At 64.2% G+C, this 26,795-nt stretch carries 25 protein-coding genes and 1 pseudogene; 11 read left to right on the forward strand and 15 right to left on the reverse strand.

Features of this window, described 5'->3' with window-relative positions:
• Nucleotides 1–50: 50 nt before the first annotated feature.
• Nucleotides 51–869, reverse strand: a complete 819-nt coding sequence (locus tag ILFOPFJJ_RS08220; protein ID WP_173510017.1) for a polysaccharide pyruvyl transferase family protein — start codon at nucleotides 867–869, stop codon at nucleotides 51–53.
• A 586-nt stretch (nucleotides 870–1,455) separates the two neighbouring features.
• Here ILFOPFJJ_RS08220 and ILFOPFJJ_RS08225 point away from each other — a divergent pair.
• The 4 genes from ILFOPFJJ_RS08225 (at nucleotide 1,456) to ILFOPFJJ_RS08240 (ending at nucleotide 6,019) form a co-directional block, all read left to right on the forward strand.
• Nucleotides 1,456–2,115: a DUF2278 family protein gene (locus tag ILFOPFJJ_RS08225; RefSeq protein ID WP_173510018.1), complete on the forward strand. Its 660-nt coding sequence runs from the start codon at nucleotides 1,456–1,458 to the stop codon at nucleotides 2,113–2,115.
• 469 nt (nucleotides 2,116–2,584) lie between these two features.
• Nucleotides 2,585–3,634 carry a Tim44 domain-containing protein gene (locus tag ILFOPFJJ_RS08230; RefSeq protein ID WP_173510196.1) on the forward strand — a complete coding sequence of 350 codons (1,050 nt, stop codon included), beginning with the start codon at nucleotides 2,585–2,587 and terminating at the stop codon, nucleotides 3,632–3,634.
• Nucleotides 3,635–4,176: 542 nt separating this feature from the next.
• A complete protein-coding gene (locus tag ILFOPFJJ_RS08235; RefSeq protein WP_173510197.1) occupies nucleotides 4,177–4,839 on the forward strand; it encodes a pentapeptide repeat-containing protein in 663 nt (220 codons plus the stop codon).
• Nucleotides 4,840–5,221: 382 nt separating this feature from the next.
• Nucleotides 5,222–6,019: a DUF1194 domain-containing protein gene (locus tag ILFOPFJJ_RS08240; protein ID WP_246299497.1), complete on the forward strand. Its 798-nt coding sequence runs from the start codon at nucleotides 5,222–5,224 to the stop codon at nucleotides 6,017–6,019.
• Nucleotides 6,020–6,169: 150 nt separating this feature from the next.
• Here ILFOPFJJ_RS08240 and ILFOPFJJ_RS08245 read toward each other — a convergent pair whose 3' ends face one another.
• A complete protein-coding gene (locus ILFOPFJJ_RS08245) occupies nucleotides 6,170–7,621 on the reverse strand; it encodes an aminotransferase-like domain-containing protein (protein WP_376741389.1) in 1,452 nt (483 codons plus the stop codon).
• A gap of 198 nt (nucleotides 7,622–7,819) precedes the next feature.
• Between ILFOPFJJ_RS08245 and ILFOPFJJ_RS08250 the strand changes: the two genes are divergently transcribed.
• Together ILFOPFJJ_RS08250 and ILFOPFJJ_RS08255 are read left to right on the forward strand one after the other, a co-directional pair.
• Nucleotides 7,820–8,683 (forward strand): DMT family transporter, encoded by an 864-nt coding sequence (locus ILFOPFJJ_RS08250; RefSeq protein WP_173510020.1) that lies wholly within the window; start codon nucleotides 7,820–7,822, stop codon nucleotides 8,681–8,683.
• A 69-nt stretch (nucleotides 8,684–8,752) separates the two neighbouring features.
• Nucleotides 8,753–10,141 (forward strand): M20 family metallopeptidase, encoded by a 1,389-nt coding sequence (locus ILFOPFJJ_RS08255; protein WP_173510021.1) that lies wholly within the window; start codon nucleotides 8,753–8,755, stop codon nucleotides 10,139–10,141.
• A 122-nt stretch (nucleotides 10,142–10,263) separates the two neighbouring features.
• Here ILFOPFJJ_RS08255 and ILFOPFJJ_RS08260 read toward each other — a convergent pair whose 3' ends face one another.
• The 3 genes from ILFOPFJJ_RS08260 to ILFOPFJJ_RS08270 all read right to left on the reverse strand — a co-directional run bounded on the left by ILFOPFJJ_RS08260 (nucleotide 10,264) and on the right by ILFOPFJJ_RS08270 (nucleotide 12,960).
• Nucleotides 10,264–10,836 carry a dienelactone hydrolase family protein gene (locus tag ILFOPFJJ_RS08260; protein ID WP_312032691.1) on the reverse strand — a complete coding sequence of 191 codons (573 nt, stop codon included), beginning with the start codon at nucleotides 10,834–10,836 and terminating at the stop codon, nucleotides 10,264–10,266.
• A gap of 365 nt (nucleotides 10,837–11,201) precedes the next feature.
• The gene (locus ILFOPFJJ_RS08265; protein ID WP_173510023.1) at nucleotides 11,202–11,831 is read right to left on the reverse strand and encodes a TerC family protein; all 630 of its coding nucleotides are present in this window, start codon (nucleotides 11,829–11,831) and stop codon (nucleotides 11,202–11,204) included.
• 280 nt (nucleotides 11,832–12,111) lie between these two features.
• Nucleotides 12,112–12,960, reverse strand: coding sequence for a glycosyltransferase family 2 protein (locus ILFOPFJJ_RS08270; RefSeq protein WP_173510024.1), 849 nt, complete (start codon nucleotides 12,958–12,960; stop codon nucleotides 12,112–12,114).
• Between the two features lie 140 nt (nucleotides 12,961–13,100).
• Here ILFOPFJJ_RS08270 and ILFOPFJJ_RS08275 point away from each other — a divergent pair, with 140 nt between their 5' ends.
• The 3 genes from ILFOPFJJ_RS08275 (at nucleotide 13,101) to ILFOPFJJ_RS08285 (ending at nucleotide 15,030) form a co-directional block, all read left to right on the forward strand.
• The gene (locus ILFOPFJJ_RS08275; RefSeq protein WP_246299499.1) at nucleotides 13,101–13,838 is read left to right on the forward strand and encodes a glycosyltransferase family 2 protein; all 738 of its coding nucleotides are present in this window, start codon (nucleotides 13,101–13,103) and stop codon (nucleotides 13,836–13,838) included.
• A gap of 161 nt (nucleotides 13,839–13,999) precedes the next feature.
• On the forward strand, nucleotides 14,000–14,491 hold the full coding sequence (locus ILFOPFJJ_RS08280; protein ID WP_173510025.1) for a hypothetical protein: 492 nt from the start codon (nucleotides 14,000–14,002) through the stop codon (nucleotides 14,489–14,491).
• Between the two features lie 305 nt (nucleotides 14,492–14,796).
• Nucleotides 14,797–15,030 (forward strand): hypothetical protein, encoded by a 234-nt coding sequence (locus ILFOPFJJ_RS08285; protein ID WP_173510026.1) that lies wholly within the window; start codon nucleotides 14,797–14,799, stop codon nucleotides 15,028–15,030.
• Nucleotides 15,031–15,281: 251 nt separating this feature from the next.
• On the opposite strand, the pseudogene ILFOPFJJ_RS34965 reads toward ILFOPFJJ_RS08285, so the two are convergent.
• Both ILFOPFJJ_RS34965 and ILFOPFJJ_RS08295 read right to left on the reverse strand, forming a co-directional pair.
• Nucleotides 15,282–15,482: pseudogene (locus ILFOPFJJ_RS34965) on the reverse strand (DUF1194 domain-containing protein); the annotation flags it as partial.
• Between the two features lie 55 nt (nucleotides 15,483–15,537).
• Nucleotides 15,538–17,004, reverse strand: coding sequence for an MFS transporter (locus ILFOPFJJ_RS08295; RefSeq protein WP_246299500.1), 1,467 nt, complete (start codon nucleotides 17,002–17,004; stop codon nucleotides 15,538–15,540).
• Between the two features lie 131 nt (nucleotides 17,005–17,135).
• Between ILFOPFJJ_RS08295 and ILFOPFJJ_RS08300 the strand changes: the two genes are divergently transcribed.
• On the forward strand, nucleotides 17,136–18,038 hold the full coding sequence (locus tag ILFOPFJJ_RS08300; protein ID WP_173510028.1) for a LysR family transcriptional regulator: 903 nt from the start codon (nucleotides 17,136–17,138) through the stop codon (nucleotides 18,036–18,038).
• Nucleotides 18,039–18,083: 45 nt separating this feature from the next.
• Here the strand turns inward: ILFOPFJJ_RS08300 and ILFOPFJJ_RS08305 are convergent, their stop codons facing one another.
• From ILFOPFJJ_RS08305 to ILFOPFJJ_RS08330, 6 genes are all read right to left on the reverse strand, one after another.
• On the reverse strand, nucleotides 18,084–18,302 hold the full coding sequence (locus ILFOPFJJ_RS08305; RefSeq protein WP_173510029.1) for a hypothetical protein: 219 nt from the start codon (nucleotides 18,300–18,302) through the stop codon (nucleotides 18,084–18,086).
• Between the two features lie 188 nt (nucleotides 18,303–18,490).
• A complete protein-coding gene (locus ILFOPFJJ_RS08310; protein ID WP_173510200.1) occupies nucleotides 18,491–19,282 on the reverse strand; it encodes a phosphotransferase enzyme family protein in 792 nt (263 codons plus the stop codon).
• 187 nt (nucleotides 19,283–19,469) lie between these two features.
• The gene (locus ILFOPFJJ_RS08315; RefSeq protein ID WP_246299502.1) at nucleotides 19,470–19,880 is read right to left on the reverse strand and encodes a hypothetical protein; all 411 of its coding nucleotides are present in this window, start codon (nucleotides 19,878–19,880) and stop codon (nucleotides 19,470–19,472) included.
• Nucleotides 19,881–20,147: 267 nt separating this feature from the next.
• Entirely contained in the window at nucleotides 20,148–20,900 is a 753-nt protein-coding gene (locus ILFOPFJJ_RS08320) for an SDR family NAD(P)-dependent oxidoreductase (protein ID WP_173510030.1), read from the reverse strand.
• A 95-nt stretch (nucleotides 20,901–20,995) separates the two neighbouring features.
• Nucleotides 20,996–21,409 carry a cupin domain-containing protein gene (locus ILFOPFJJ_RS08325; RefSeq protein WP_173510031.1) on the reverse strand — a complete coding sequence of 138 codons (414 nt, stop codon included), beginning with the start codon at nucleotides 21,407–21,409 and terminating at the stop codon, nucleotides 20,996–20,998.
• 82 nt (nucleotides 21,410–21,491) lie between these two features.
• A complete protein-coding gene (locus ILFOPFJJ_RS08330) occupies nucleotides 21,492–22,244 on the reverse strand; it encodes an SDR family oxidoreductase (RefSeq protein ID WP_173510032.1) in 753 nt (250 codons plus the stop codon).
• A gap of 599 nt (nucleotides 22,245–22,843) precedes the next feature.
• On the opposite strand from ILFOPFJJ_RS08330, the gene ILFOPFJJ_RS08335 reads away from it, so the two are divergent.
• Nucleotides 22,844–24,430 carry a winged helix-turn-helix domain-containing tetratricopeptide repeat protein gene (locus tag ILFOPFJJ_RS08335; protein ID WP_173510033.1) on the forward strand — a complete coding sequence of 529 codons (1,587 nt, stop codon included), beginning with the start codon at nucleotides 22,844–22,846 and terminating at the stop codon, nucleotides 24,428–24,430.
• A gap of 52 nt (nucleotides 24,431–24,482) precedes the next feature.
• On the opposite strand, the gene ILFOPFJJ_RS08340 is transcribed toward ILFOPFJJ_RS08335, so the two are convergent.
• Together ILFOPFJJ_RS08340 and ILFOPFJJ_RS08345 are read right to left on the reverse strand one after the other, a co-directional pair.
• Nucleotides 24,483–25,292, reverse strand: a complete 810-nt coding sequence (locus ILFOPFJJ_RS08340; RefSeq protein WP_173510034.1) for a DUF1194 domain-containing protein — start codon at nucleotides 25,290–25,292, stop codon at nucleotides 24,483–24,485.
• 197 nt (nucleotides 25,293–25,489) lie between these two features.
• Nucleotides 25,490–26,740 (reverse strand): bifunctional alpha/beta hydrolase/OsmC family protein, encoded by a 1,251-nt coding sequence (locus ILFOPFJJ_RS08345; protein WP_173510035.1) that lies wholly within the window; start codon nucleotides 26,738–26,740, stop codon nucleotides 25,490–25,492.
• Nucleotides 26,741–26,795: the final 55 nt, after the last annotated feature.

The raw sequence follows: 26,795 nt of genomic DNA on the forward strand, positions 1-26,795 counted from the left end.
GCAGCAACCGCAAGCGCGGGGTCATCCTTCGCGGCTCTGACGCAACGGCCTCAACGGAACGGAAAGGAACGCATCAGGCGATCAATCGTCTCCGTGGATGGAACTGCGGGAGCGTTGCCGGCCTTGTCGACCCCGCCGGCCGTGAGCAGGCTTTCGAAATCGACGGGGCCGGGGAGGGGTGCGCCGCGGAAGCTGAAGTAATCCGCGAACTTGAAACCGTCGCCCTTTATCCTGCCGTGGGGCTCCATCCAGATCGAGGGCACGCCATAGGCGTCCGCGACGATGAGGCCGTGGAGACTGCTGGATATCACCAGGTCGCTGGCGGAGATCGCCTCGCAGATCTTCTGCGGGTCGCCAAGAAGGTTGAGAACCCTCCAGTGCCTGGGCAGGGACGCTCCATAGCGCTCCAGAAAGGTCTGGTAGGTGACGAAGTGCGGGATGACCACGACTTCCGACGTGGCGACGTTTTTCCTGGGCCAGATCAGCGGCAACAGGATGGCTGGATCGCCAAGGGCGATGTCGCGGTCGGGCGCGACCCTTGCCTTCGACAATTCGCCGCGAACCGCATCAAAGACGAGGCGTTGCGGCCAGAGCGCCGGTGTACCGGCGTGCATGAAACCCGAGCCCCAGACGTGCAGTGTTCTCCAGGGGCGCTTGCGCCAGAACGCATATTTCTTGCGGCTGTATCGATAGTAGGCGTCGATGATGCTGCCGACACCGATGAGTTCCGCGTGCGCGGGTTCGACATAGACCGGATCGACCGAAAACAGGTTCTGGAGAATATCGGCCATCAGATTGTCGCCGAAGTTCTCGATGGTCTTGCCGAAGCTCTCGCCGACCGTGGCCGAAAACACCTTCACCTTGCGCACGCAAACTCCTGTGAGGCCTAATCATCAGGCCCATTGGGAAGCATCACTCTCGATCGCTCGCGAATGCCGCATCCATCGCGTCACTCGCGGCACCGTGGTCATCGACCGGACCTCGCGTGTTATCCGCAAAGGTCGCCGACTGTGCATTGCTGCATGATTTTGTCCTTAAATGGGCTGAGAAAATCACGCAGCAGTCGATTGTCGACCGGTATTCTCGATGCAGCCTTACGGCTTGGAATTGAACGCGTTCCTCCGGGTCGACGCGGAGATCGTAGAGTGCCGCGATGTCGCGCGCAAACTTCCGTTTCAAAACGCTAATTAAGTCGTGAATACCGGAACCCTGACCTGAGAGGTGCCGAAGAGTTGCAGCGGCCCGGCAATACTACCGGAAGCTCACAACCGATGGTAAGCTCACTGGGAGGTGGAAGACCGCCTCACGCCTTTCCTCATCCCGCTTTTTTAGACGCGGGATGTGGACGGAAAACCGCTTCACACTTTTCCTCATCCCGCTTTTTTAGACGCGGGATGCGGGCGGAAAACCGCTTTACACTTTTCCTCATCCCGCTTTAACCGGGGAGGGCGCGACATGCCGCTGCAGGATGGCTACGGGCTCGTGATCGGCACGAAGCTCGATTATTTTCGCGACGATCCCGACGATTTCGGGCGCTACTACCACGGCAATCTGATCGTCGGCACGCCGCAGGGGCCTTACCACTGTGCAATCGACGTCGATCCGAAGAACATGCCGAACGGGATCGAATGGCGCGTGGTTGCGCTTGCCGCCGGCGCCATGAGCCAGTTCAGCCAGCTTGCCAACGGGTGGCACACGCTTGCCTCGAACGACAGTTCCGGCGCGCTCGACTATATCCGCTCGCCGATGCTGCACCCGCCGCTCGGCATCCTCTTCGTCCGACACAACAGCTTCCTCTCGCGCCTTCTCGATTTCATCCGCTGGAACCCGCCGTGGAACAAGGGTCTCGGCATCGACGCGCTGACCGATCTCGAAGGGGTGCTGACCAATGCCGCGCGCTGCTATGTCTTCGGCGAGCCCTTCAATGTCGGCCTCGGCGTCCATAACATCCACCAGAACCAGGGCGACCCGGTCACATCCCCTTTCGCCGCCGAGAACGGCATCTGGCAGGACGGAGCGACGATCATCGAGAGCACGTCCGGCATGTTCACGGCTTTCCTCAACAAGTTCAGGACGCAATCCTACCGGACCGATGCGCTTGGCCGGCCGGCTTAAGAGTCTGGGGACCACTGCGTCTTTCCTGGGGACTTCGGCTGCGGCGACCAATGCACTCCGTCATTCCTGTGCTTGTCACAGGAATCTAGCCACGGCGCGCACCGTGATTGACTCTCGTTTTGTCGGAAACGGAGGTTGGTAAGGGCATCGACGATCGGCACCCTGGCGCATGATTCCTAGCGTCATTCTGTGCATCGGCCGGCTCGGTCTTCCGCGCCGCGAACGCGGCGCTGCTGGGTTCCTGTGACAAGCACAGGAATGAGGAGCGTGTCGCGGCGACCGCAAGGCAGGGAAATCCGACTTATGCCCTTAAACTTGACGCCGGAAATCGCTATATGGCCTTTTGCAGCGCCGTGCGTCTCTTCAGACGCACAAAGGTCGCTGCAGCAGTTTGAATTGCTGCATGGTTTCTCTTTGAACCATGCACGGGCCGGGACCGCCGGCTGGAGGAACAACGGGAATGAATGGCATGCAGCGTTTTGGACGAGTTCTGGCAATGGTCGCGGTTGGCCTCACGGTCATGATGACGGTGGTCGACGTGGCCGAGGCACGGCGGGCGGGCGGCGGCTTCGGCTCGCGCGGCAGCCGCACTTTTTCCACCGCGCCGGCGACCCGCACGGCGCCGACCAATGCCGCGCCGATCGAGCGGACGATGACGCCGCGGCCCGCTCCGACGACCAATCCCGCGACCAACCCAGCGGCGCAGAATCGGACCAACCAGAGGCCCGGCTTCTTCAACAGCTTCGGCGGCTCCATGCTCGGCGGCCTGATGATGGGCGGCCTGATCGGCATGCTTCTCGGCCACGGCCTTGGCGGCGGCATCGGCTTCCTCGGCCTGCTCCTGCAGGTAGGGCTGATCATCGGCGCGATCATGCTGGCGATGCGGTTCCTCGGCGGCAGCCGGCGCCCGGCTTATTCCGGCGCCAGTGCCTCGGCCCGCTCCTCCGCCGCTTCTTCCGGTATGCCGTCCTTCCGCATCCCGAGCATCGGCGAGGGAACGGGCAGCATAGGCGAGGGGAAGGGAAGGGCCGCGAGCGCGAGCGGGCAGGGTGCCACCGCGGCTTCCGCCGCCGCACACTCCTCCGCCGCAGCGTCGGGCAAGACGGATGAAATCGGCATCACCCAGCGCGACCTCGATCGCTTCGAGACGATGCTGAAGGAGGTGCAGGCGGCCTATGGCGCCGAGGACTATGCGGCGCTGCGTCGGCTGACCACGCCGGAGGCCATGTCCTATCTCGCCGAAGAACTGAGCGAGAACGCGACGACCGGGCTCAAGAACGAGGTTCGCGACGTTCATCTCGTCCAGGGCGATGTCGCGGAAGCCTGGCGGGAGAACGGCACCGATTACGCGACCGTTGCGATGCGCTACGAGAGCATCGACGTGATCCGCGAGCGCTCGACCGGCCGCGTCGTCAGCGGCGACGCCGACAACCTCACCGAGGCGGTCGAGCTTTGGACCTTCCAGCGCAAGCCCGGCGCCGAATGGCAGGTCTCCGCCATCCAGGGCGTCCAGGCCTGACGCACGGTTTCGGCGGTTTCCGGCCGCCGTTCCCGATTTCGTGAATCGTCGCCTGCATAATCGCTTAAGCCGAGCCCGGCTTGAGCGTAAAATCATGTCATCGATTCTAAGAACCTACTGCATGTTTCCTTAGATCGTCGCCGATTTAAGGACAAAAACATGCAGCAATTCGAAGTTCTACAGCGTCCTTTGCGCGTCTCATAAGACGCGCGGCGCTGTAGAGCGGGATGCGGGCGGAAACCGCTCACACTTTCCCATCCCGCTCGGCGTGCCGCGAGCGCTCCCGGTATGCGTCCGGACGCGCGCACGGTCTTGACGAAGGCGATCATTGCGTGTCTTTTCTGTCGGGCAATGATCGGTGTAACGCCTTGAATTGCTGGAAAATTCTTTTTGTTACGAGGCGTTGGAGCAACAGGATGGACATCGCGGGCAAGACGTCGGGAGGCTCGACCGGTTTGATTTCGCGAGCAGGAGGAGCGGGCGATTCGACGACGGGCCGTGCATCGTCGCTCGTGCTTGGGGCGGCGGCGCTCGTCGTTGCAATGGCGGTCTCGACCTTCGCCGGCCATGCTCAGAATGCGGACTGCAAGAGCTCCACCGGACCGGAAACGGACTGGCATGATTGCAACAAGCGGCAGCTCATGCTCGGCGGCAGCGACCTGCAGGGGAGCAACCTTGCCAATACCGATTTCACGCTCACCGATCTCAGGCGGGCCATGCTTCGTTCGGCAAATCTCGAAAAGGCGACGCTGGTGCGCGCCTCGCTCGCCGGCGCCGTCGCGGACAAGGCGAATTTCACCAGGGTCGAGGCCTATCGCGGCAATTTTTCCGGCATTTCCGCCGAGGGCGCGTCCTTCGTCAGCTCCGAATTGCAGCGCACCGATTTCACGCGCGCGCGCCTGACAGGCGCCGATTTCGAGAAGGCCGAACTCGGCCGCGCCGATTTCACCGAGGCCGTGCTGACGGGCACCAAATTTTCGATGGCCAATCTCTCGCGCGCCAATCTCAGCGGCGCGATCTTCGAAGGGCCGATCGATTTCGACCGCGCCTTCCTGTTCCTGACCCGGATTGAAGGCCTCGACCTTTCGGCCGCGACCGGGCTTGAACAGGCGCAGATCGACCTCGCCTGCGGCGACGCATCGACCAAGCTCCCGGCCGGCCTTTCGGCGCCGGCCAAATGGCCTTGCCCGGCCGACGACGATTGAGGGGCATTGCCGGTCGTTGCCGAAGCCGCGACGTGGGTCGAGCGGGCTGTAGCGCCATCCACATTGTTGTTTGGCGCCGGGCCTTTCCTCTTGTTCGGTCATCCTCGGGCTTGATCCGAGAATCTCGCTCGCGGGCGTCGTCGGCTGGCCTGTGCTTGATCCTCGGGGCAAGCCCGTGGTGACTGTGGATGACGGAGAGTGACGGCGTCAGTTACGCTAATCGCGATTGCGGGGCCGTATCACGCTCAGCGTCGGAAGCGCGGAAATCGCCCTCTCGGCCGGACGGGCCGGCCTGTTGAGATCAATGCGTGCTTCCTGAAATTTGAGGATAATATCACATCGTAATCCAGCGTGGATTTGCGTCGCGCCAAGGTGACCTGCGATGATGAAACGCCGATGGCCGCTTGCTGCTGCTCTCTGCCTCCTCGGCGGAGCCGGGTCCGCCGACACCGTTGCCGTCGATCTCGAACTCGTCATCGCGGTCGACGTCTCCTACTCGATGGAAATGGAGGAGCTCCGCGTCCAGCGAGCCGGCTATGTGGAGGCGTTCCGCAGTCAGGAGGTGATCAAGGCACTGCGCGGCGGGCCGCGAGGCAGGATTGCCGTCACCTATGTCGAATGGGGTGGCAAGGCGGTTCAGGTCGTACCCTGGACGCTGCTCCACGACGCTGCGAGCGCGCGGGAATTCGCCGAGACCTTGCAGCGTCAGCCGCTGAGACGCATCGCCTTCACCTCGATCTCCAATACGCTCGCGGTCGGCCGGACGCTTTTCCGGGCCAGCCCCTTTCGCACGAACCGCCGCGTCATCGACATATCGGGTGACGGGCCTAACAATGCCGGAGCGCCGGCACCACTCGCGCGCAACAACACCATTGCCAAGGGGATCACCATCGACGGACTCCCGGTCATGCTGAGGAGCGCGCCGGATACGGCATCGATCGCGGATCTCGACGTTTATTACCGGGAGTGCGTTATCGGCGGTCCCGGGGCTTTCCTGTTGAAGGTGAAGCACATCGACGAGTTTGCCGCGGCGATCCTCGCCAAGCTCGTCATCGAGATTTCCGGGCTGAAGGTGAGCCGCTACGGGCCGGATGAGCCAAAGCCAAGTCCTGTCCAGTACGGGCAGCCCTATAATTGCTTCATCGGCGAGGAATTGCAGGAGCGCTCGATCGGCCGGTAGATCGCTTCATCACAGGACACGACGGCAGCTGAATGCTGCCTACTGCATGTTTCCTTAAATCGTAGCCGATTTAAGGATAAAAACATGCAGCAATTCAAAGTGCTACAGCGACCTTTGCGCGTCTGATAAGACGCACTTCAGTTCGTGTGCTCATGCTCGAACCAAAGAAACTCGCGACGTCCGCCTGTCGATCGCTCGTCCAAGCGTCTCAAACACGCGATCGTCCAGGCATTGCGAAACGTTGAACCGCATGAACTCCTGAGCCGACTGGGAAAGGCTGAAGGCGTTGCCGGGCGCGAGCACCACGTTCTCCGCCAGAGCCTCCCGGGCAATGTCGGCGGCGTCGAGCCCCGAGGGCAAGCGGCACCAGAGAAACATGCCGGACTGCGGCTCCAGCCAGGGTTCGATGCCGAGCTTTCTAAGCCTGGAGCCGGTTTCGGCCATTGCGCGTGAGAGCCGCGCGCGCAGCCCCTCCATGTGCTTGCGATAGCCGCCGTCCCTCAGCACGTTGTAGGTGAGCTCAGCCGACAGGCGTCCGCCGCCGAACGATGTCGCGATCTTGAGGTCCACCAGTCCGTCGATCCATTCCGGGCGCGCGGCGATGAAACCGCAGCGCGCCGAGGCCGACAGGGTCTTCGAGAAGCTGCCGATATGGACGACGCGGCTCAGACCATCGAACGCCGCCAGCCTTGGCGCGGGCGTGTGCTCGAAATCGGCAAAGATGTCGTCCTCGACGATGGTCAGGTCGAACTGGTCCGCAAGCTTCAAGACCCGATGGGCAACGACGGGAGATAGCACGGCGCCGGTCGGATTGTGGATGGCGGAATTGGTGATGTAGAGGCGCGGCCGGTGCTCGGCGACCACCTGGGCGAAAGCTTCGATGTCCGGCCCCGTCGGCGTATATGGCACGCTGACGATCCTGGCGCGGTGGGCGCGCAGCAGGGCGTGGAAGTTGAAGTAGCACGGGTCGTCGACAAGCACGGTATCGCCCGTTTCGAGAAAGAAACGGCACAGGAGATCGATCGCCTGCGTACCCGACTCCGTGAGCATGATCCAGTCGGGCGGCGCTTCGATGCCGCGCTCGATCATGCGCCGCGCGAGCAACTGGCGGAGCGGCGGAAAACCGAGCGGTGTCCCGTAGTCGGTAAGTGCGGCGTCGCCTGCCCGCGACAGGCCGCGCAGGCCTCTCCGCAATGCCGCCTCGGGCATCCATGAAGGAGGAAGCCAGCCGCAGCCGGGCTTGAGCGTCTGGTCGCTGCTTTCGAGCGATTGCCGGGAGATCCACAGCGGATCGATCGCGCGATCGAGCCGGGGGCCGATCTCGGCAAGGGCGAGGGGCGCCACCTGCCCGGAGACATAAAAGCCGGAGCCCGGCCTCGAAGCGATGACGCCTTCGGCGACCAGGCGTTCATAGGCGTCCACCACGGTCGAGGTCGAGACCTGCATGGTCGTGGCGAAGGCCCGGACCGAGGGCAGCTTGCCCCCCGGCGTCAGGCTGCGGTTGGCAATGCGTTGCCGGATGGCGTTCATCACCGCCGTGATGCGCGTTCCGCCGCCTGCACCCGTTGCTGTAGCGCCCATCCGTACTGCTCCCTGAAGCACAACAGTTTTGTCGAACTGTACTGGATTGTCTCTGGCGGCGCCAGAGCGCCACGCGTTCATATGAACGTGCAAAGGACGCTCTGGAACTTTGGGGCCAGAGCATCTCCTCTGCTTTCAATGCTTCCGCTTGAAAACAGAATGCTCCGGCGGCTTCAGCGGATACCGGCAAAAGAAGCAGGCCGGAAAAGGGAACGACCCATGGATAAGACGACGACCGGATGGATAAACGGCTTTCTCGGGGTGCTGATCTTCAGCGGCTCGCTGCCGGCGACGCGGGCAGCCGTGCTCGACTTCGACCCGGTGTTCCTGACCGTCGCCCGGGCCGCGATCGCCGGCCTCCTTGCCCTCTGCCTCCTGGTTGCCTTCAGGGAGAAGCGGCCCGCCGCCGACCAGTACCTCTCCCTGGCAGTCGTCTCGCTGGGTGTGGTCGTCGGGTTTCCCCTGCTGACCGCGCTGGCGCTCCAGCACGTGACGTCGGCACACTCGATCGTCTTCGTCGGAATGCTGCCGCTTGCAACGGCGGCCTTCGGCGTGCTTCGCGGCGGCGAACGTCCTCGTCCCGCCTTCTGGATGTTTTCCGTCACGGGGAGCCTGCTGGTCATCGGCTTTGCGCTCGCGCAGGGCCTCTCGGCGTCCCCTGTCGGCGACGCCCTCATGCTCGCCGCCATCGTGGTCTGCGGCTTGGGCTATGCCGAGGGCGCGAAGCTCTCGCGCACCCTTGGCGGCTGGCAGGTCATCTCCTGGGCGCTCGTCCTGTCCTTGCCCGTCATGCTCTCGATCGCGCTTTTCCTGATGCCGTCGTCGTTCGCGGAGGTGGGCGTGCCCGGCTGGGTCGCCCTCGGCTATGTTTCCCTCTTCAGCATGCTGATCGGCTTCATCTTCTGGTACCGCGGACTGGCACAGGGCGGCATCGCCGCCGTCGGGCAATTGCAGTTGCTGCAGCCGTTCTTCGGCTTGGCCCTGGCCGCGACCCTGCTCCACGAAGACGTGAGCCTGCTCATGCTCGCGGTCACGGTGGCAATTATCCTCTGCGTCGTCGGCGCACGAAAATTCGCGAAATGACAGGCGGCGAACAAGGCGCGCGCCGCCGCCATGCATTCCGGCTCGCCTCGTCCGGTGCTATGTTGTTGCATGACCCGCGATGCAGCCATAGCGAGAGCCGAGGCTCACTTCGATTCCGGTGCTTTCCGGGACGATCTGGCGCGCCGTGTCGCCCTGCCGACGGAGAGCCAGAATCCGGATCGCGCGCCAGTGCTGGCCGAGTACATCGAAACCGAGATCAAGCCGGCCTTCGAAGCACTCGGGTTCGCCTGCCAGACATTATCCGAGGGCAACTGGCCTTTTCTTTTTGCCGAACGCATCGAGGATCCGGCGAGGCCGACCGTGCTTGGCTACGGTCATGGCGATGTGGTTCGCGGTCTCGACGAGGGCTGGCATGAAGGTCTGTCGCCTTGGCGTATGACCGAACGCGAAGGCCGATGGTACGGACGCGGCGTCGCCGACAACAAGGGGCAGCATTCGATCAACATCGGTGCGATCAGGGCCGTGCTGGAGACGCGCGGCAGACTTGGCTTCAACGCCAAATACCTGATCGAAATGGGAGAAGAGAGGCTTTCGCCGGGCCTTCGCGAACTGGCGACCACCCACAAGGATTTGTTCCGATCCGACGTGCTGATTGCTTCGGATGGGCCGCGGCTCTCGGCCGCGCGGCCAACGGTCTTTTTGGGTTCGCGTGGCGCCATCAGCTTCGATGTCTGGATAGAGGCACGCGAGGGCGGCCACCATTCCGGCAACTGGGGCGGTCTTCTTTCCGATCCGGCAATACAGCTTGCCCATGCGCTTGCAAGCCTCACCGGGCCGACAGGCCAGATCCGGATTCCGGAATGGCTTCCGAAGTTCATCCCGGACGATGTTCGGCGCGTTCTCGCCGATTGCGAGATGGAGGCCAGCGCCGACGATCCCGAAATCGATCCCGACTGGGGTGAGCCCGGCCTGACGCCGGCGGAAAAACTGTTCGCGTGGTGCTCGTTCGCGATCCTCGCCTTCGAAGCCGGGAACCCGAAGACGCCCGTCGGCGCGATTCCGCCGCGAGCCTGGGCGCGCTGTCAGCTGCGGTTCGTCGTCGGCGTCGATGTCGAGGATGTCCTTCCGGCGCTCAGACGGCACTTCGACCGCCACGGCTTTTCCCATGTGCGGATCGCTCAAGCGAACGATGCGGTTTTTCACGCGACACGACTGGATCCCGGGCATCCATGGGTTAGCTGGACTGTGGAGTCGATTGTTCGCACGACAGGCAAGAGGCCCGCCATTCTGCCAAACCTCGGCGGATCCCTGCCGAACGACATCTTCGCCGATATCCTGGAACTTCCGACAGTGTGGGTCCCGCACTCCTATCCGGGGTGCTCCCAGCATGCGCCGAACGAGCATCTGCCGCTCGTGATCGCCCGTGAAGGTCTGGCGCTGATGGCAGGGATCTACTGGGATCTCGGCGAGCCCGGCGTGCCGGAAGCGCATCATTAGAGCAATTCCGAGAAGTGTGCGACGTTTCCGTCCGGAATTGCGTCAAATCAAGAGGCTGGATTTCGCCGTTTCAATGAAGCGAGCAGCAGGAGGACGAACCGAGTAGGCCCATCGCGCTCCCGTCAGAGAGCCGCGAGGAAGTTCGCGACGCGCGCCCAGGTGCGCTCCGCCGCCTCGGCGTCGTGGTCGGGCAGGCTCGGATCCGTGTAGATATGCCCGGCGCCGGGATAGCTGAACACGTCGGCGGCAATTCCCGCGCCCTCGGCGATCGCCCGCCAGGCCGCCACGTCCTCCGCCGGCTCGAAAACATCCGGGTCGGCAAGATGCACCTGCAGCGGCAGGCCGCGGCGCGCATCATGGGGTATCTGGGCAATGCTGTGGAGGAAGAGCACGCCGGCCGTCTCGGGCCGCTTCGCCCAGAGATGCGCGGCGACCGCGGCACCCATGGAAAATCCGCCAAGCACCGTCTCTGCTGGCAGATCCGCAGCCGCTCTCTCCGCGCGCTCGCAGAGCGTCGCCCAGCCGATCTCCTCCTTCAATTCGAAGCCCTGATCGATCGAGCTGGCGACCCGGCCCTCATAGAGATCGGGCGTGATGACCGTGTGGCCCGCCGTGCGCAAACGCGCCGCCGCATTCCGCTCGAGCGGGCGCAATCCATAGACGGAATGAAACAGGAGCACCGTCGCCATCGCTATACCCTCCGGTGTTGGCCGGCCGCAGGCTACAGCAATTCCAGGAAAAGTGTGCAACGGTTTTCCGTCCGGAATTGCGTCACTTCAAAGAACAATTCCAGGAGGTGTGTAACGGTTTTCCGGCCGGAAATGCGCCGGGCAATCTGAAAGGCACCCGCTCGATCATCATGCCGCCGACGCGGGTCTGGCTCCCCGCCATCCCGCGTGCCACCGCCATCTCGAGCTTGACCCAAGGATGACGGCAGGAGGGAAGGCCTGCGCGCGCCCCCGTTTTTGAGCCCCGAACCCGAACAGCGCCGCGCGCACGCGCCCGGACGGGTCTGCGTCCCGATGCAGCCGACGGGGCTGCATCGGGCACTTGCCGGAAATCAGCCCGCGATCGCCGCGACGGCCGGCGCGACGTGCGGCCAGACCTCGATCGATCCGCGGTAGATCATGTCGACCGCGACATAGAGGATGATCGCCAGACCGACATAGGCGATCCAGTGATAGCGGTTGAGCAGCTTGGCGATGAAGCCCGCTGCAACGCCCATCATCGCGATCGAAAGGACGAGGCCGATCACCAGCACCGTCGGATGCTCGCGGGCAGCACCCGCAACCGCGAGCACGTTGTCGAGCGACATGGAGATGTCGGCAACGACGATCTGGATCGCCGCCTGCGCGAAGGTCTTCTTGTGAACCTCTCCGGTCCCGTGGCCGGCGCCTTCGCCGACGCTGGCGCGCAACTCGCGCCACATCTTCCAGCAGACCCAGAGCAGGAGGATACCGCCGGCAAGCAGCAGGCCGATGATTTCGAGAAGCTGGACCGTAACGCTCGCCAGTGCGATACGAAGAACGGTCGCGGCGAGAATGCCGACGAGGATCGCCTTCTTGCGCTGCTCGGTCGGAAGCCCGGCGGCTGCAAGCCCGATGACGACGGCGTTATCCCCGGCAAGCACCAGGTCGATGACAATAACCTGCATAAGTGCCAGCAAGCCGGCAGACGTAAAAATTTCCATGATCCGATGATCCCCCACTGAGCAAAGCGGCTGGGCATCGCTAGCGGAAAAGCCACCGGCGGATCAAGTGGCGATGCCGGTTTGCTGCAAAAAAACTGGAGCGCGCCGACGCGGAGAGGGGGCTGGGGTCGGGCGGCCGCCGCGCAACGCCATTGCTGCGGCCCTTGAGGGGCCGAGACGGCGTCCTCGCCTCACCTCGTTCCCGTGCTCGTTACAGGAATCCAGCCGCGGCGCGTCGGTGCCGTGAATGACGCCCCATGCGACCGGGCGGTCGCAAGCGTCACGCCGGCGAGAACATCGCCGTGATCCTCTGCCTGAGCGCCCGCTTGTACATTCTGAACCACGGCGCCACGCGCTTGTTCGCGTGCTGCTCGAGCGCCTTCTTCAACACGATCTTCTCCCTGGCCGTGTAGTTCGTCTCGGCGATGATGCGGCGTGCGATCTCGACATATTTCCTTCGCGCCGCCAGCCGCTCCGCCGGCTGCAGGTGATAGCTCGCCTCACGCATGATCCGCTGCGTGAAGGTGGCCTCGGGCGCGAACGCCACCTGGCCGTTGATCATGGCCCGCATCGTGGTCAGGTGATCCGCGGCCCAGGCATAGGGATAGTCCCTGAGCACGGCGATATCCTCGATGACGGCATTGCGCCGCCACAGGCCGTAGAACCAGCTCGGATGGCAGCCGAGCAGGATCGCCTTCGCCCGCGACAGGCGATCGGAACCTTCGCTCACCGGCAGCGGGTAATCGGCCTCCCGTCCGGTCGACGTGTTGATCCGGTGGACCGGGGTCACGGCCAGCCGGGCATCGCCGTCGCGGTCGAGCGCATTCACGGTTGCCTCGAGATGGTTCTCGTCCGTCAGGTCGTCGTCTGCCCGCCACATGAAATAAGCGGCCTCGCCGAGGTGCAGCGCCTTCTTGAAGTTCTCCATCACCGGCACGTTGATGTTGCTGCGAACGTGGCGGAACCGTCGGTCCTTTCGCGCAAATTCGGCGCAGATCTCGCTGGTGCCGTCGGTCGAGGCGTTGTCGCAGATGATGACCTCGAAGTCCTCGAAGCTCTGCCCGCGCAGGCAATTCAGGCTTTCGGAAATTGTCTGGACACCGTTGTAGGTGGGGACGGCGATACTCACGCGAGCCATGTTTTCCCTGTTGCACGCTGTTGTTGAGGCGACTATATGAGCGGCGCCTGACCAGTTTCTGTTGTCAAGCCACACGCCGTGGATGACAAGCGTGTACACCCTCGGCCCCCTCAACCGCAAGACGATCATCGATGCCGAAAATCGACGTTTGCATTGTCGCCTCGCGGCGCCCCGATCTGTTGGCCGCCACGCTCGAAAGCCTGTCGAAGCGGATGCTCGATCACTTCGAGATCGAGAATGTCTACATGAACCTCGATCCGATCTTCGGGGATGAGGACGCGCATGCCGCCTGCCTCGATCTCGTCCGGCGCCGGTTTCCGGCAGCCATCGTTTTCGAGCCCGAAACGCCGAGCTTCGCCGGCGCCGTGCGGCGGCTCTGGTCGGCCACAAAGGCGGAGTTCGTCCTGCACCTCGAAGACGATTGGGTCGCGTTGACCGACATCGGCCCGGACGTTTTCACCGCCTTCCGGAATGCCTCGATCGCGCAGGTGTCTTTCCACACCGCCGAGCAGAAATGGGACATCGCGAAGAAGGGCCATTTTCACAAGCGCAACGAATATGTGCGACTGTTCGGTATCAAGATCCCGAAGTTCAGCGCCTTCCCGATCTTCACCACCTCGCCGTCGCTTCTCAGAGGCGAGTTCATGAGGGAGTGCGCGAGGTTGATGGACCCCGCGAAGGACCCGGAAAAGCAATTCTACTACGGCGTGAACCCGACCCTCGAAAAATACGTCCGCAACAAGAAAAGCTATATCTTCTCACCCGAAAAGCGCCCGGTCATCAAGGACATCGGCCGCGACTGGCAGAAGGAGAAGAAGATCAGGAAGGTCATCCGCGACGCCAATTCGGTCTGGGAAGCGGAGGGATAACGGTTCTTTCGCGATCCGAATCGCGGCTAGGCGCGGCCTCGACGCGCTTGGCCTCGCCAGCACCTTTGCACAATACCCGTCCGCCGGACCATCGTTGCCCGGCCACGCAACATCCCGCGCTCCGCGCTAAGTCTGGAGCACGCAGGAGAACGGTGTCCACGATGGAGGACGTCAGCGAAAGATCCTATGAACGGCTCACGCCGGAAGACCTCGAGGAGATCGCGGCCGTCGCCCTTCGCACGCTAGCCGCCATCTTCGATCGCGCGCCCGTCGCCGGCCTCTATCGCGATCGCCTGCTCCTTCTCGCCCTCGCCCAGGGCGGTGCGCTGCATTATCTCGACGGCGTGAACGGGCTCAAGGACATCGACGTCTGGGCATTCTTTGCGGCAGGCCCCGCGAGACGGTTCCCACACCGGAAGCGCTGGTGCGTCGATTTCGGCCCGTCCCGCTTCGGCCGGCACCCGGCCGACCTTGGCTATCGCGGCCGCCGCCTCGACCTCATGGGTCGGTCGATCGCGATTGCACCCGGCGAGCCGCCGCAGCAGGCGGTGCGGCATTGGCTCGCCATGCGGAGCCGTTCCCCGGTCGAACTTCGCAAGAAGCCGATGTTCTCATTGTTTCCGCAAGCGTTCTTCGGCGAACGGCTCAACTAAGCAATTCCAGGAAAAGTGCGTAGCGGTTTTCCGTCCGGAATTGCGTAGCACTTAACCCAGCAATTCCAGGAAAAGTGCGCAGCGGTTTTCCGTCAGGAATTGCGCAGCACTTAACTCAACAATTCCAGGAAAAGTGTGCAGCGGTTTTCCGTCCGGAATTGCGTGACAACATTACCGCCCGCTTCGCGAAACGCGATTGACTCCCGCCCCAAAGAGAACATAATAAGAACATCCATCGGCGATGCGGCCGCCAATCTGAAACTGTTGAAGAGAGAACTCCGTCTATGCACGGAGAAGGAGGATTCATGTCTGCCGCGGAGCGGTCCGATATCGAGGAATTCGACGAGTGGCTGGACGAAGTTGCGGCCGCGCTCGCCTGGCACGACGGCGACGCCGAAGCGACGATCCGCACGCTGCTCGCCGACTGTAAGCATCTGCGCGAGCAACTGGCGCTGGCCCAGATCGCCATGGGCATGGGCTTCACACGTGGCTGGTCGCCCTGCACGGAACGCTCGGCCGAGCTGGTGAGACGAGAGTGACGAGCACGGGAATAAGGATCGGAGGAGACCGACGAGGCGCTGCACACTACTGTCGTGTGAGCGAAGCGATGAAATGATCTACCGGCCGATCGAGCGCTCCTGCAGTTCCTCGCCGATGAAGCAATTATAGGTTGCCCGTACCGGACAGGACTTGGCTTTGGCTCATCCGGCCCGTAGCGGCTCACCTTCAGCCCTGAAATCTCGATGACGAGCTTGGCGAGGATCGCCGCGGCAAACTCGTCGATGTGCTTCACCTTCAACAGGAAAGCCCCGGGACCGCCGATAACGCACTCCCGGTAATAAACGTCGAGATCCGCGATCGATGCCGTATCCGGCGCGCTCCTCAGCATGACCGGGAGTCCGTCGATGGTGATCCCCTGGGCGATGGTGTAGTTGCGGGCGAGCGGTGCCGGAGCTCCGGCATTGTTGGGGCCGTCGCCCGATATGTCGATGACGCGGCGGTTCGCCCGGAATGGGCGCGCCCGGAAAAGCGTCCGGCCGAGCGGCTTACGTTACGTCACCCGGAACCGCAGTGCGGTTTGCGAAGGCGCGGCTGGTGACCGCGACGACGAGTGCGGCGACGATCAGGACTGCGGCGACGGCGAAGGTGATGCGCATGCCGGTGGCCACCGCCTCGGGGGTTGCCGCGGCGATCTCGCTTGCGCCTGAGGCGAGCGCGAAGACCGCTCCCATGAAGGAGGCGCCGGTGACGAGGCCGAGATTGCGCGAGAGGTTGAGCATGCCGGAGATGATGCCTCGCTCGCCCGATCCGATATCCTTCATCACGGCTGTGTTGTTGGCGGCCTGAAACAGCGCATAGCCGGCGGTCACGGTGACGATGGGCGCGATATAACCGGCAATGCCGAACCCGGCCGGAATGAGGGAGAGGAGGAAGGCGCCGGCGGCGATCGCGGCAAGCCCGGCGACGGTCATCGGCTGCGCGCCGAGCCGGTCGACCAGGCGGCCGGCGGGTACGCCCGCGAGTGCCGCAACGAGTGGGCCGGCTGACATGACGAGGCCGACGCGGGCCGCATCGAGCCCGAGCCCATGGGAGAGGTAGAACGGCCCGACCACCAGCGTCGCCATCATCACAGTCGAGACCAGCGCGCTCATCGCCAGGCCGGCGGAGAGCACCGGATCGCGGAACATCGTCAGCCGGAGCAGGGGCGAGGCGGTTCTCGCCTCGACGAACACGAAGAGGGCACCTGCGACGATCGCGACCAACAGGAAGCTCATGCTGAGCGGACCAAAGCTTCCGCGTCCGATCGTCATGGCGAGCGCATAGGCCGCAAGCGTCAGCGCCAGCAGCAACGTGCCGAGGGTGTCGAAGCCCGGCCGCGTGCCTTCACGCCGCTTGTGATCCACGGGGAGGGCGCGAAACGCGATGACGATCGTCAGAATGCCGAGCGGCACGCCGGCGAGGAAGATCGCCCGCCAGCCGAGACCGGAAATCAGGAGGCCGCCGAGCGAGGGGCCGAGGGCGGTGCCGATCGCGGACGTCGTTCCGAGCAGCCCCATGGCGCTGCCGGTCCTTGCCTTCGGCACCGTCTCGCCGACGAGCGCCATGGCAAGTGCCATCATGACCGCCGCGCCGAGACCCTGCGCCGCCCGCGCCGCGATCAGTATTGAAAGCGAGGGCGCGATGCCGCAAAGGGCGGAGGCTGCGGTAAAGAGCGCGATGCCGGAAAGCAGCAGCCGGCGACGGCCGACCATATCGCCGAGCCGCCCGACGCTGACGATGAGCGTGGTGATGGCGAGCAGATAGGCAAGCACGATCCACTGGACCTCCTGGAAGGAGGCGTCGAACGCCTCGGCCAGCGCCGGCAGGCCGACATTGGCGATGCTGGTGCCGAGCGAAGAGAGCAGCATCGAGAGGGAAAGGGCGGCAAGCGCCCAGCGAAAGGAGGGCGTCCGTTCGCCCGTTCCGGCGCCTGTTTCGGGGGGCGTCCCGGCTGGCCGTGTCGTGATCGACATCGCTGTGAACTCCATTTCCTGCGTTTGGGGGTTACGGAAAAGGTAGTCCTTCGCAAGGCATGGCGGAATGCGCATCATTTGCACTTCATTCGTGCGTTTGACGCCATGTCACCATGGGCTATAGTCGGCGCATGTCGAAACCTGACCTCAATCTTCTTGCCACCCTCGACGTGCTGCTGTCAGAAGGCAGCGTTGCCCGCGCGGCCAGGCGGCTGCGGCTCAGCCCATCGGCGATGAGCCGGGCGCTGGCGCGGCTGCGCGAGGTGACGGGCGATCCGCTGCTGGTCCGGGCAGGGCGCGGCCTTGTGCCGACGCCCCGCGCGCTCGAACTCGGCGAGCGGGTCGGCCGGCTCGTAGAGGAGGCGGAGGCGGTGCTGCGGCCGCAGGAAAAGCTCGACCTCGAACGGCTGGCCAGAACCTTCACGCTCAGGACCAGCGACGGTTTCGTGGAGAATTTCGGGCCGGACCTGATCGCCCGCGTCGGCCGGGAAGCGCCCGGCGTGCGGCTGCGTTTCGTGCCGAAACCGGACAGGGACAGCGGGCCGCTTCGCGAGGCGACCGTCGACCTCGAGACCGGCGTGGTGGGTGAGACGATCAGTCCTGAGGTGCGAACACAGGCGCTGTTCCGCGACCGGTTCGTCGGCGTGGTGCGGCTGGGGCACCCGCTTTGCGAGGGCGAGGTGACGCCCGCCCGCTATGCCGCCGGCCGGCATGTGCTCGTCTCGCGGCGCGGCCTCGACAAGGGGCCGCTCGACGAGGCGCTGGAGGCACTCGGGCTGGAGCGCGAGATCGTCACGATCGTCGGCGGCTTTGCCGCCGCACTCGCGCTCGCCCGCGCCACCGACCTGATCGCCAGCGTTCCCGAACGGCATACGGGAGCGCTCCGGGCCGGCATGCACAGTTTTCCAATGCCGGTCTTCGCGCGGGAGATCACGGTTTCCATGCTCTGGCACCCGCGGCTCGACGCCGACCCGGCGCATCGCTGGCTGCGCGCATGTGTGCGCGACGTTTGCGCGGGGCAGAGAGTGGATTGAGCGGCAGGCGATTTGGAGCACGGTCGCCGGGAGCGTTTCCCGTTCCTACCTGCGGAAAATGCCTTTGTAGTATGCGCCGTTTCTCGGCGGCGGCTTGTTCACCCCTTTGGCTCCGGGGTTGAATTTGCCGCTCCGGTGTCCGTCATTGATGCGCGTTGCCGATATGCCCTTGTAGTAGCTTCCCGCTGCAAATGCAGGAGAGGCGCCGGCGGCGATCGTTGCCGCGAAGAGGGCTGCTAGAGCCAGGTTGGCAGACTTGCTCATTTTTCATCCTCGGTTGACCCGCGCCACTTGCCCGTGCTGTCGTCGAGGCGCGTGGTGTCAGGTTGTGCGGCAAAACGATGGAGCCGCCAGAACCCTCCCGTTACACAGGCTACCCGGAAGTCGTGACGAATGGATGTAATGCCCGCGACGGCCTCCCCTCGCATCGGCACCGCCATGTCCGATCCGTCTCACTTCAACGCCTTCTCCAATGCCTCGCGGTTGCGGATGAGCCAGGCGACGCTGCGTGTCTGCCAGGCGATGCCCCAGACGCGCGGGGCGATTTCGGTTTCGGGCGTGATCTGCTGTTCAATCACCTCGTTCGCAGCGCTGTCGGCTGCGAACGCGATGATCCTGTAGCCGAGCCGGTGGCGCTCGCCGGCTGGTAGTGCGTAGCCGTCAGCGAAGATGCGCACCTGGCGCATGCGGCGCTTGGCATCGGGCAGGCCGTTCATCTCCGCGACGTCGTCGTCATAGAGTTGGGCGTTGTTCCAGGCGGCCATGGCGATCTCGGTCAGCCGGTCGACGGGACCGGCCGCCTCCCAGTCGATCAGCGCGACCGGCTTGCCGTTTCGCGAAACCACGTTCCAGGGGGCGGCATCGCAGTGCCCGACGATGTCCTGCGTGCCGACGTTCCGGCCAAACCAGGGGCGCCAGAGCGCATCTGCCGGAGGCCGAAAGGAGGCGGTCGCATCGTGCAGCCGACGCATGAGGCCGCCCAGCGCGTGAATAGCCTCGTCCGACCAGGGGGCCGGATTGATGACATCGCCTTCGATAAAGGTGAGGACTTCGCGGCCCTGCTCGTCAAAGCCGTCTCCGACGACGCGCGGCGCGCCGGCGAAGCCGGCATCCTCAAGATGGCGCAGCAGGGAATGGACCGAAGGAGCCCATGGGCCCGTCTCGCGGATGACGACCCCGCCTCGTCGGCTGACAACATTTCTCTCGCCGCCGGCGAGCGGCGTGGCATCGGCTTCCTTGGTCATCCCGCGGATGATAGCAGCCGTGCGGGTGAGGGGAAGGGCGGTTTCCGCCAATTCCCGTTGCGGCGGCGTGGAGACGCGATCGTCCGCTCAGCTCTCCCGCGCGAGTGACCAGATCCAGCCGGCGAAGGTGGCGACGAGGAAGGGATAGGCGAAGAAGGGGAGCGGCGAGGCGGTGGGCAGCACCTGTTCACCCGCGAAAATCCGTGCGGCGGTCACCAGGAAAAGGACGGCAGCGACGATGCCGAAGGCGCGGACCCATGTCGGGAAGTGCCTTGGTGACGAGGAGCGCGGTCGCCCAGAGGGCGATGCCGGCGCCGAAGGAGGGGACGCTGGCGCTCGGGCCTGCCGCCGTTCCGGACATGATGACGCCCTCGGCGATGGCAAAGACGAGAAAGCCGGCGGCGACGATCTCGCTTCCCATCCTGTGGAATTTCAAGGTGAGCAGGGCGGAGGCCATCACCAGCCCGCTGCCGTCGATCGCCCAGGCGAGCGCCTGCAGGTTCGGATCGCTTGTCATCGTGCCGGCCATGCCGAACACGCCGCCGAGCGCCAGGCCGATGGTCGCAAGCGCGTTTACCGGGTCCTTCAGGCCTGCCATGCTCTAAACCCCGAGCAGCGGTTTGTTCCAGGTGGAGAATAGGCACAAAGCGTAAATGGATGTCAGCCGCCACCCCGGCTGGAACCTCCCTTGCGGGTTTGATAAGACGCGCGGCACCGTGGGAGGCGCGGCCTGGCGAAAAGGTGTTGCGGGCAGCGGCCAGTGCCATGTGGCGCAGGCCGCTTCCCGTGCACCCTTCCAGAAATGATCCAACTGTTCGGAACGATGCAATTCCGGAGGAAAACGGTTGCACGCCTTGGAATTGCGCTAGGCGACCGACAGCCCGCCGTCGACGCTCAGGATCTGGCCGGTTGCCCAGGCCGTGCCCGGATCGGCGAACATGGCGATCCAGCGGGCAATGTCGTCCGGTTCGCCGCGTCTCTTCAGCGGGATCATGTCTTGCTCGTGCGACTTGACCTCGGCCGCCTGTTCTGCGGAAAGGCCCATCATGCCCGTGAGTGCGCCGGATTCGGTGGGGCCGGCGGAGATCGCGTTGACGCGGATGCCGTCCGGGGCGAGCTCAAGTGCCCAGCAGCGCGTGAGGTGCTCCAGCGCTGCCTTGCTGGCGGCATAGTGGGAAAGACCGGCCGCGGCCTTGTGGCCGTAGGTGCTGGAGATGTTGATAATCGCGCCTTTGCTCGCCCGGAGGAAGGGAAGGGCGGCAGCGGCAAGCAGGCTCGGGCCGGTGACGTTGACGGCGAATATCGCAGCGATGCGTTCCGCCGTTGCGTCGGAAAGGGGCATGATCGCGCCGGCGCCGGCATTGTTGACGAGCAGGTCGAGGCCGCCCCAGCGATCGGCCGCCGCGGCAATGGTGCGCGCCGCGTCATCGGCGTTGGCGACATCCGCGACGATGCCGCCGATGTTTTCGGACAAAGCGCAGACCGCGTCGATCGCGGACTGTCTTCTCCCGGTGATCAGAACTTTTGCGCCACGTCTCGCGAGTGAAAGCGCAGCAGCGCGGCCGATGCCGGAGCTTCCGCCGGTGACGATGGCGACCTTGTCTTGAAGTGAATCCATTTTTTCTGTCCTGGTTGAATGTCGACGGGACGCGGCAGTCCCGAAACGGCCGGGAGCCGCCGGGACTGTCGCGCTCGGTGAGCGGCTCCGGCGGCTCACTCCTTGATGGGCGTGGTGATTTCCTTTTCGTCGGTGTCGACGACAAACACCGCCAGCAGCCGCGCAGGCTCCGTGTCGCTGGCATTCGCGCTTACCTCATGATGAGAGCCTGGGTCTTCGTAGAAGTTTTCGCCGACGTGGTAGACCTTTTCCGGCGAGCCGTTGACGCTGCTGCGGATCGCGCCCTCGAGCACCGTCGCATAGATGAAGGCGGACTTGGGGTGCGTGTGGGCGGGTGATCCGCCGCCCGGCCCGTATTCGACGAGTACGCCCTTCATGCTCTTGCCAGGGACGTTAGGGAGCGCGTGGTCGAAGACGACCGTCACCTTGCCCGCGGGCCGGTCGCCTGCCGAAGCCGCGGAGATCGAGAGCGCTGCGAAGGCAGCGGCCGAGAGAAATCGTTTAAGCATGGCAATTCTCCTTCGAGGGGGGTCTGTCGTGAAGTTCCGGCCCGGTTCGGGGCTATTTTTTCTGATTTACCCATCGCCCGCCTCAGCGCGAGACTTGCTGGCCGAGCCAGTCCTCGAACCGGATCGCGCCCAGGCGCGGGCTCTTGCCGGGGGTCAGCGATTGATCGTCGAGAACGGAGCCGAAGTAGCGCGCGTGGACGTCCGGCGCGACCTTGCGCGTGTCCCGCGTTGCGCTGAGGAAGCGCCTGACCACTTCGTCGAGCGGCATGGCCTCGGGACCGGCAACTTCGACCGTGCCGTTGACGGGCGGCGCGACCGTGACATCGGCAAGCGCTGCCACCACGTCGTCGGACGCGATCGGCTGAAACAGCGCCGGCGACAGGCGGATTTCCTCGCCGACCGTGCCCGATTGGGCAATGCCGCCGACGAACTCGAAGAACTGCGTGGCACGCAGGATGGTGTAGGGAATGCAGGATGCCTTGATGAGATTTTCCTGCGCGACCTTCGCCCGGAAATAGCCGTTGTCGGGAAGCCGTTCGCTGCCGACGACCGACAGGGCAACGTGGTGACGGACGCCGGCGGCGGCTTCCGCAGCCAGGAGGTTCCGGCCCGACGTCTCGAAAAACTCAAGCACAGCCTTGTCTTCCCACACCGGTGCATTCGCCACGTCGACGACGATATCGGCGCCGTCGAGCGCTTCGGCCAATCCCTCGCGGGTGATGGTGTTCACGCCCGTGGTGGGTGCGGCTGCGAGCAGGTCGTGGCCGCGCTCGCGAAGGTTCTTCACAAGTTTCGATCCGATGAGGCCGGTGCCTCCGATGACGACGATCTTCATGGCTTCTCTCCCTTTCTCCCGACCGCAACCATTGCCGTCGATGTGCATGGAGAGTGCCTGCGCGTGTCGGGGAAGTCCTTGCGGCGGGCTTGAATTGAGCTTGAGGGAAGCTTGGTTATTCGTCCAAGGGTGCTTGCTGGCTGGGCACATTGCACGACAGCAGCGTACTGCTCCTCGTCACTTGCGTACGGCTAGGTTCTCCTCCCAACCTCATTCCTGTGCTTGTCACAGGAAACCAGCCACGGTGCGTCCGCGCCGTGAATGACTCCGTCTCGCGGCAATACAGATGCTGTCACAGTTGTAGTTTCGCTTCAGTTGCACGTACGATTCTCCCGCGCCCAAGGACTTGGGCGCGCTGGATTCCTGTGACGAGCACAGGAATGAGGGAGGATGGGGACGGCCGTGCGTTACGGCTCAGCTAATTTGATGAGGACGAAAAAGCATCTGCCGAACCCAATTACGTGCTGTCGCTCGATGGGCATCGGATGCTCTTGCCTTTGAAGCCGCGACTGAAACCGCTACACACTTTTCCTGGAGTCGCCCTAAGCATGCCTTGCCGTGCTATCAAGGGGCGGAAGCATTCGTCAGGGGATAGCGACGTGCCGTTCGTGTTTGGAGACTACGTGCTCGATCCGGAGCGCCGGGAATTGACTCTGCGCGGGCAAGTCGTGGCCGTTGGGCCGCAGGTCTTCGACCTGTTGCTGCATCTCGTCAGGAATCGCGACCGCGTCGTCAGCAAGGACGACCTGCTCCAGGCGGTTTGGGGTGGCCGGATCGTCTCGGAATCGACGATCACCAGCCACATCAACGCGGTTCGCAAGGCAATCGGCGACAGCGGCGAAGAGCAGCGGCTCGTCCGGACGGTCGCCCGCAAGGGCTTCCGCTTTGTCGGCGAGATCAGGGGAGAAGAGATCGGGGAAACGCGACAGCTCGTTGTTGAACAGGCGGCGCCGGAACGGAAGGAACCGTCGCCGGCCGCCCTCGTCCTTCCGGAGAAGCCCTCCATTACGGTCTTGCCGTTCCTCAATCTCAGCGGCGATCAGGAGCAGGACTATTTCGCCGACGGCGTGGTGGAGGACATCATCGCGGCCCTGTCGCGCATCCGCTGGCTGTTCGTCATCGCCCGCAATTCGAGCTTCACATACAAGGGCCGTGCGGTGGATGTGAAGGAAGTCGGCCGGGAGCTTGGCGTGCGCTACGTGCTGGAAGGCAGCGTGCGCAAGTCCGGCAACAAGCTGCGCATCACCGGACAGCTCATCGACGCCACGACCGGGACGCATCTCTGGGCAGAGCGCTTCGAAGGCACGCTCGACGACATCTTCGAACTGCAGGACCAGATGGCCGAAAGTGTTGTCGGTGCGATCGCGCCACAGCTCGAACAGGCGGAGATCGAACGCGCCAAGCGCAAGCCGACGGAAAACCTCGACGCCTACGACTATTACCTGCGCGGCATGGCGAAGCTGCACAGCGGAACCCGCGAAGCGATCGAGGCGGCGCTGCCCCTGTTCTACACGGCGACCGAACTCGATCCGGAATTCGCTTCGGCCTATGCCGCGGCGGCCTGGTGCCATTTCTGGCGTAAGGTGAATGGTTGGACAACCGACCGGGCCCGGGAGATCGCCGAGGGCGCGCGCCTTGCTCGGCTGGCGGTGGAACTTGGCCGGGACGATGCGGTGGCGCTGACAAGAGGCGGGCACGCGCTCGGCCATCTCGCGGGCGACCTCGACGGTGGCATCGCGCTCATCGACCGGGCACGGCTGCTCAATCCCAACCTCGCTCCCGCCTGGTTCCTCGGCGGCTTCCTGCGCGTTTTCCGTGGTGAAACGGAGAGCGCGATAGAGAATTTCGCCCATGCCGTTCGCCTGAGCCCGCTGGACCCGGAGATTTTCCGGATGCAGGCCGGGACGGCGCTCGCGCACTTCTTCGCCGGGCGCTTCGATTCCGCATCGGCCTGGGCCGAGAAGGCGCTGGGGAACCTCCCCAGCCTGCTGATCGCGGTCGCCGTGGTGGCGGCGAGCCACGCGCTTGCCGGGCGCAGCGACGAAGCCCGGCAGGCTATGCAGCGCCTGCGCGCGCTCGACCCGTCGCTCCGCGTCTCCAATCTCAAGGACTGGCTGCCGATCCATCGCCCGGAAGATCTCGCGCGCTTCGCGGACGGCCTGCGACTGGCCGGGCTGCCGGAGTGAACGCGCCGCGGGTTTCGCTCTTCTGGACCGTGATCGCCGAAATGCCTCCGATCTACCGATTCAGTTCCGGAAACACCCGCTCGATGAAGTTCGGATTGAGCTTCTCGCCGAACAGGCAATCGACCGGGGGTGTGGCAGCGGCTCGCCGCAGCCTCCAGGCAGGCGTGCGGCCGCTTACCTCCAGAAGCAGCTTCTGGCGAACGGCGATGGCAAAGTCCTCCGCCTCGTGTACGGGAATCATGAAGGAGCCCGGGCCGCCGATGACGCATTCCGAATAGTACTGATCAAGCGGAACGCCCGAATTGGAGGGCCTGATGAGGATCGCCAATCCGTTGATGACGATCCCGCGCTCCAGGGCGGCAGCACGGGCGGGCGCGACCGGCGGTCCGACGTTGTTATGGCCGTCGCCGGAAAGATCAAGGACGCGGCGCACACCGGAGTAGGCATTGGACTCGATCAGGTTCGTCCCGAACAGGATCGCGTTGGAGATCGAGGTGCCGCGCCGGGTGCCGACCGGACGGGCTTCGAGCCGGGCGGCGAAGGCTTCGGCGTCCTCGGCGTCGTCGATCACCTGCCAGGCCAGCACCGACGCTTCGTTCACCAGTCCCGCCCATTCAAAATAACCGATGGCAATACGCCCGAGGTAACCGCCCTTGATGGCATTGATGAAGTCCGGGTGTCTGAGTGCCTCCAGATAGCCGAGGCGCTGCACACGCGCCTCCTCCATGTCCATCGAGCCCGACATGTCGACCGCAAGCACGAGTTCCAGGTCGACATCCGAAGACGCCGCATCCGGAGGTGCGGCCGCCGCCTGCATCGGGATTCCAGTGAGAAACAGGATCAACGCCAACACGCGCAACATCGCATCAGCCCCCTCATCATGTCCTACAGCGCCGCGTCTTATCCGACGCGCGGCTACGATTTAAGGAAACATGCAGTAGCAAGAGAGTACCACAGGATCACCGGGTCGCGTTAGCCGCCCGCATGGTCCTTGAACGGAAACCACCTGCGATACCGTCCCGGGGAAAGGCGGCAATCAACCCGTCTCAGCGGCCGAAGCTATCGTTCCGTCGCCTGGGAGCCTGATTTCACAATGGTTTTTACCCTCGCCACGGCTTCGAGCGTGCGATGGACCGGGCATTTGCCGGCAATTTCGGCGATCTTGCCGCGAAGCTCTTCGGAGACCTCGCCATCGACGGAAATGACACGCTCGAAATGGTCGATCCTGGCGCCGCCGCTGCGTTCCGCTTCGGTGCACTCCTCGCAGTCCCTGGCATGGATCTTGGCATGCGAGACGTCTACGCCGATGCGCCCGAGCGTCAGCTTCTTGTGATCGGCGTAGAGGCGCAGCGTCATCGAGGTGCAGGCGCCGAGCGCGATCGACAGGAAGTCATAGGGCGAGGGTCCGGAATCGAGCCCGCCCACGTTTTCGGGTTCGTCGGCGAAAAGCCGATGGCCGCCTGCCTGAACCGCGTTCTGAAACTTGCCTTCGCCGGTTTCCATCACGCGGACATGTTCGACCGGCTCGGTTCCCTGCGGCGCGTCGGCGGCGAGATAACGCGTCATCCATCCCGAAATGACCCGTCCAGCGAAGGCCGCGTCTTCAGGGTCGGTGAGCAGGTGGTCGGCCTTGTCCAGCGAAACGAAGCTCTTGGGATGTTTGGCCGCGAGGAAGATTTCGTTGGCGTTCTCGATGCCCACCGTCTGGTCCAGCGGCGCGTGAAGGATGAGGAGCGGCTTTTTCAGGCTCGCGACAGCGTGCCTGATGCGCTGTGCACGCGCGTCCTCGACAAACTGCTTCCTGACAAGGAACTTGCGCCCGGCGAGGTCGACGTCGGCCGCGCCGTTTTTCTCGATCTCCTCGAGGCTCGTTCCGAAGTTCTTCAGCACATGGCCGACATCGGCCGGCGCGCCGATCGTGGCAACGGCGCGCACTTCCGGAATGTCCTTGGCGACGGCCAGGACCGCTGCGCCGCCGAGCGAGTGGCCGATCAGCAGCGACGGTGCCTGATAGTGTTGACGGAGATAGTCGGCGGCCGAAAGCAGGTCGGCGATATTGGAGGAGAAATTTGTCGAGGCGAATTCGCCCTCGCTCGATCCGAGGCCGGTGAAGTCGAAGCGCAGCACGGCAATCCCCTCGCGCGCAAGCTCCGCCGCGATGCGGCGCGCCGCCGCCAGATCCTTCGAACAGGTGAAGCAATGGGCAAAAAGCGCGTAGCCGCGCAAAGGCCCGTTGGGCAGGTCGAGGCGGGCGGCGAGCGTTGCACCGGAATGGCCGGCAAATTGAAGCCGTTGCGTGTTGAAAGTCATGGTGACGCTCCCTCGCTCAAGATCATTTTTTCATTGAAACGGTGAAATGATCTAA

The sequence above is a fragment of the Sinorhizobium psoraleae genome, assembly GCF_013283645.1.
Classification (GTDB): Bacteria; Pseudomonadota; Alphaproteobacteria; order Rhizobiales; family Rhizobiaceae; genus Sinorhizobium; species Sinorhizobium psoraleae.

Excerpts from the sequence above, each read along its gene's own strand:
- ILFOPFJJ_RS08240 (WP_246299497.1), top strand. The coding sequence starts at position 5,222 with ATGATGAAACGCCGATGGCCGCTTGCTGCTGCTCTCTGCCTCCTCGGC.
- ILFOPFJJ_RS08235 (WP_173510197.1), top strand. The coding sequence starts at position 4,177 with ATGGCGGTCTCGACCTTCGCCGGCCATGCTCAGAATGCGGACTGCAAG.
- ILFOPFJJ_RS08280 (WP_173510025.1), top strand. The coding sequence starts at position 14,000 with ATGGAGGACGTCAGCGAAAGATCCTATGAACGGCTCACGCCGGAAGAC.
- ILFOPFJJ_RS08275 (WP_246299499.1), top strand. The coding sequence starts at position 13,101 with ATGCCGAAAATCGACGTTTGCATTGTCGCCTCGCGGCGCCCCGATCTG.
- ILFOPFJJ_RS08295 (WP_246299500.1), bottom strand. The coding sequence starts at position 17,004 with ATGTCGATCACGACACGGCCAGCCGGGACGCCCCCCGAAACAGGCGCC.
- ILFOPFJJ_RS08310 (WP_173510200.1), bottom strand. The coding sequence starts at position 19,282 with ATGACCAAGGAAGCCGATGCCACGCCGCTCGCCGGCGGCGAGAGAAAT.
- ILFOPFJJ_RS08250 (WP_173510020.1), top strand. The coding sequence starts at position 7,820 with ATGGATAAGACGACGACCGGATGGATAAACGGCTTTCTCGGGGTGCTG.
- ILFOPFJJ_RS08330 (WP_173510032.1), bottom strand. The coding sequence starts at position 22,244 with ATGAAGATCGTCGTCATCGGAGGCACCGGCCTCATCGGATCGAAACTT.
- ILFOPFJJ_RS08315 (WP_246299502.1), bottom strand. The coding sequence starts at position 19,880 with ATGGCAGGCCTGAAGGACCCGGTAAACGCGCTTGCGACCATCGGCCTG.
- ILFOPFJJ_RS08265 (WP_173510023.1), bottom strand. The coding sequence starts at position 11,831 with ATGGAAATTTTTACGTCTGCCGGCTTGCTGGCACTTATGCAGGTTATT.
- ILFOPFJJ_RS08285 (WP_173510026.1), top strand. The coding sequence starts at position 14,797 with ATGTCTGCCGCGGAGCGGTCCGATATCGAGGAATTCGACGAGTGGCTG.
- ILFOPFJJ_RS08305 (WP_173510029.1), bottom strand. The coding sequence starts at position 18,302 with ATGAGCAAGTCTGCCAACCTGGCTCTAGCAGCCCTCTTCGCGGCAACG.
- ILFOPFJJ_RS08300 (WP_173510028.1), top strand. The coding sequence starts at position 17,136 with ATGTCGAAACCTGACCTCAATCTTCTTGCCACCCTCGACGTGCTGCTG.
- ILFOPFJJ_RS08325 (WP_173510031.1), bottom strand. The coding sequence starts at position 21,409 with ATGCTTAAACGATTTCTCTCGGCCGCTGCCTTCGCAGCGCTCTCGATC.
- ILFOPFJJ_RS08230 (WP_173510196.1), top strand. The coding sequence starts at position 2,585 with ATGCAGCGTTTTGGACGAGTTCTGGCAATGGTCGCGGTTGGCCTCACG.
- ILFOPFJJ_RS08255 (WP_173510021.1), top strand. The coding sequence starts at position 8,753 with ATGACCCGCGATGCAGCCATAGCGAGAGCCGAGGCTCACTTCGATTCC.
- ILFOPFJJ_RS08225 (WP_173510018.1), top strand. The coding sequence starts at position 1,456 with ATGCCGCTGCAGGATGGCTACGGGCTCGTGATCGGCACGAAGCTCGAT.
- ILFOPFJJ_RS08345 (WP_173510035.1), bottom strand. The coding sequence starts at position 26,740 with ATGACTTTCAACACGCAACGGCTTCAATTTGCCGGCCATTCCGGTGCA.
- ILFOPFJJ_RS08340 (WP_173510034.1), bottom strand. The coding sequence starts at position 25,292 with ATGTTGCGCGTGTTGGCGTTGATCCTGTTTCTCACTGGAATCCCGATG.
- ILFOPFJJ_RS08320 (WP_173510030.1), bottom strand. The coding sequence starts at position 20,900 with ATGGATTCACTTCAAGACAAGGTCGCCATCGTCACCGGCGGAAGCTCC.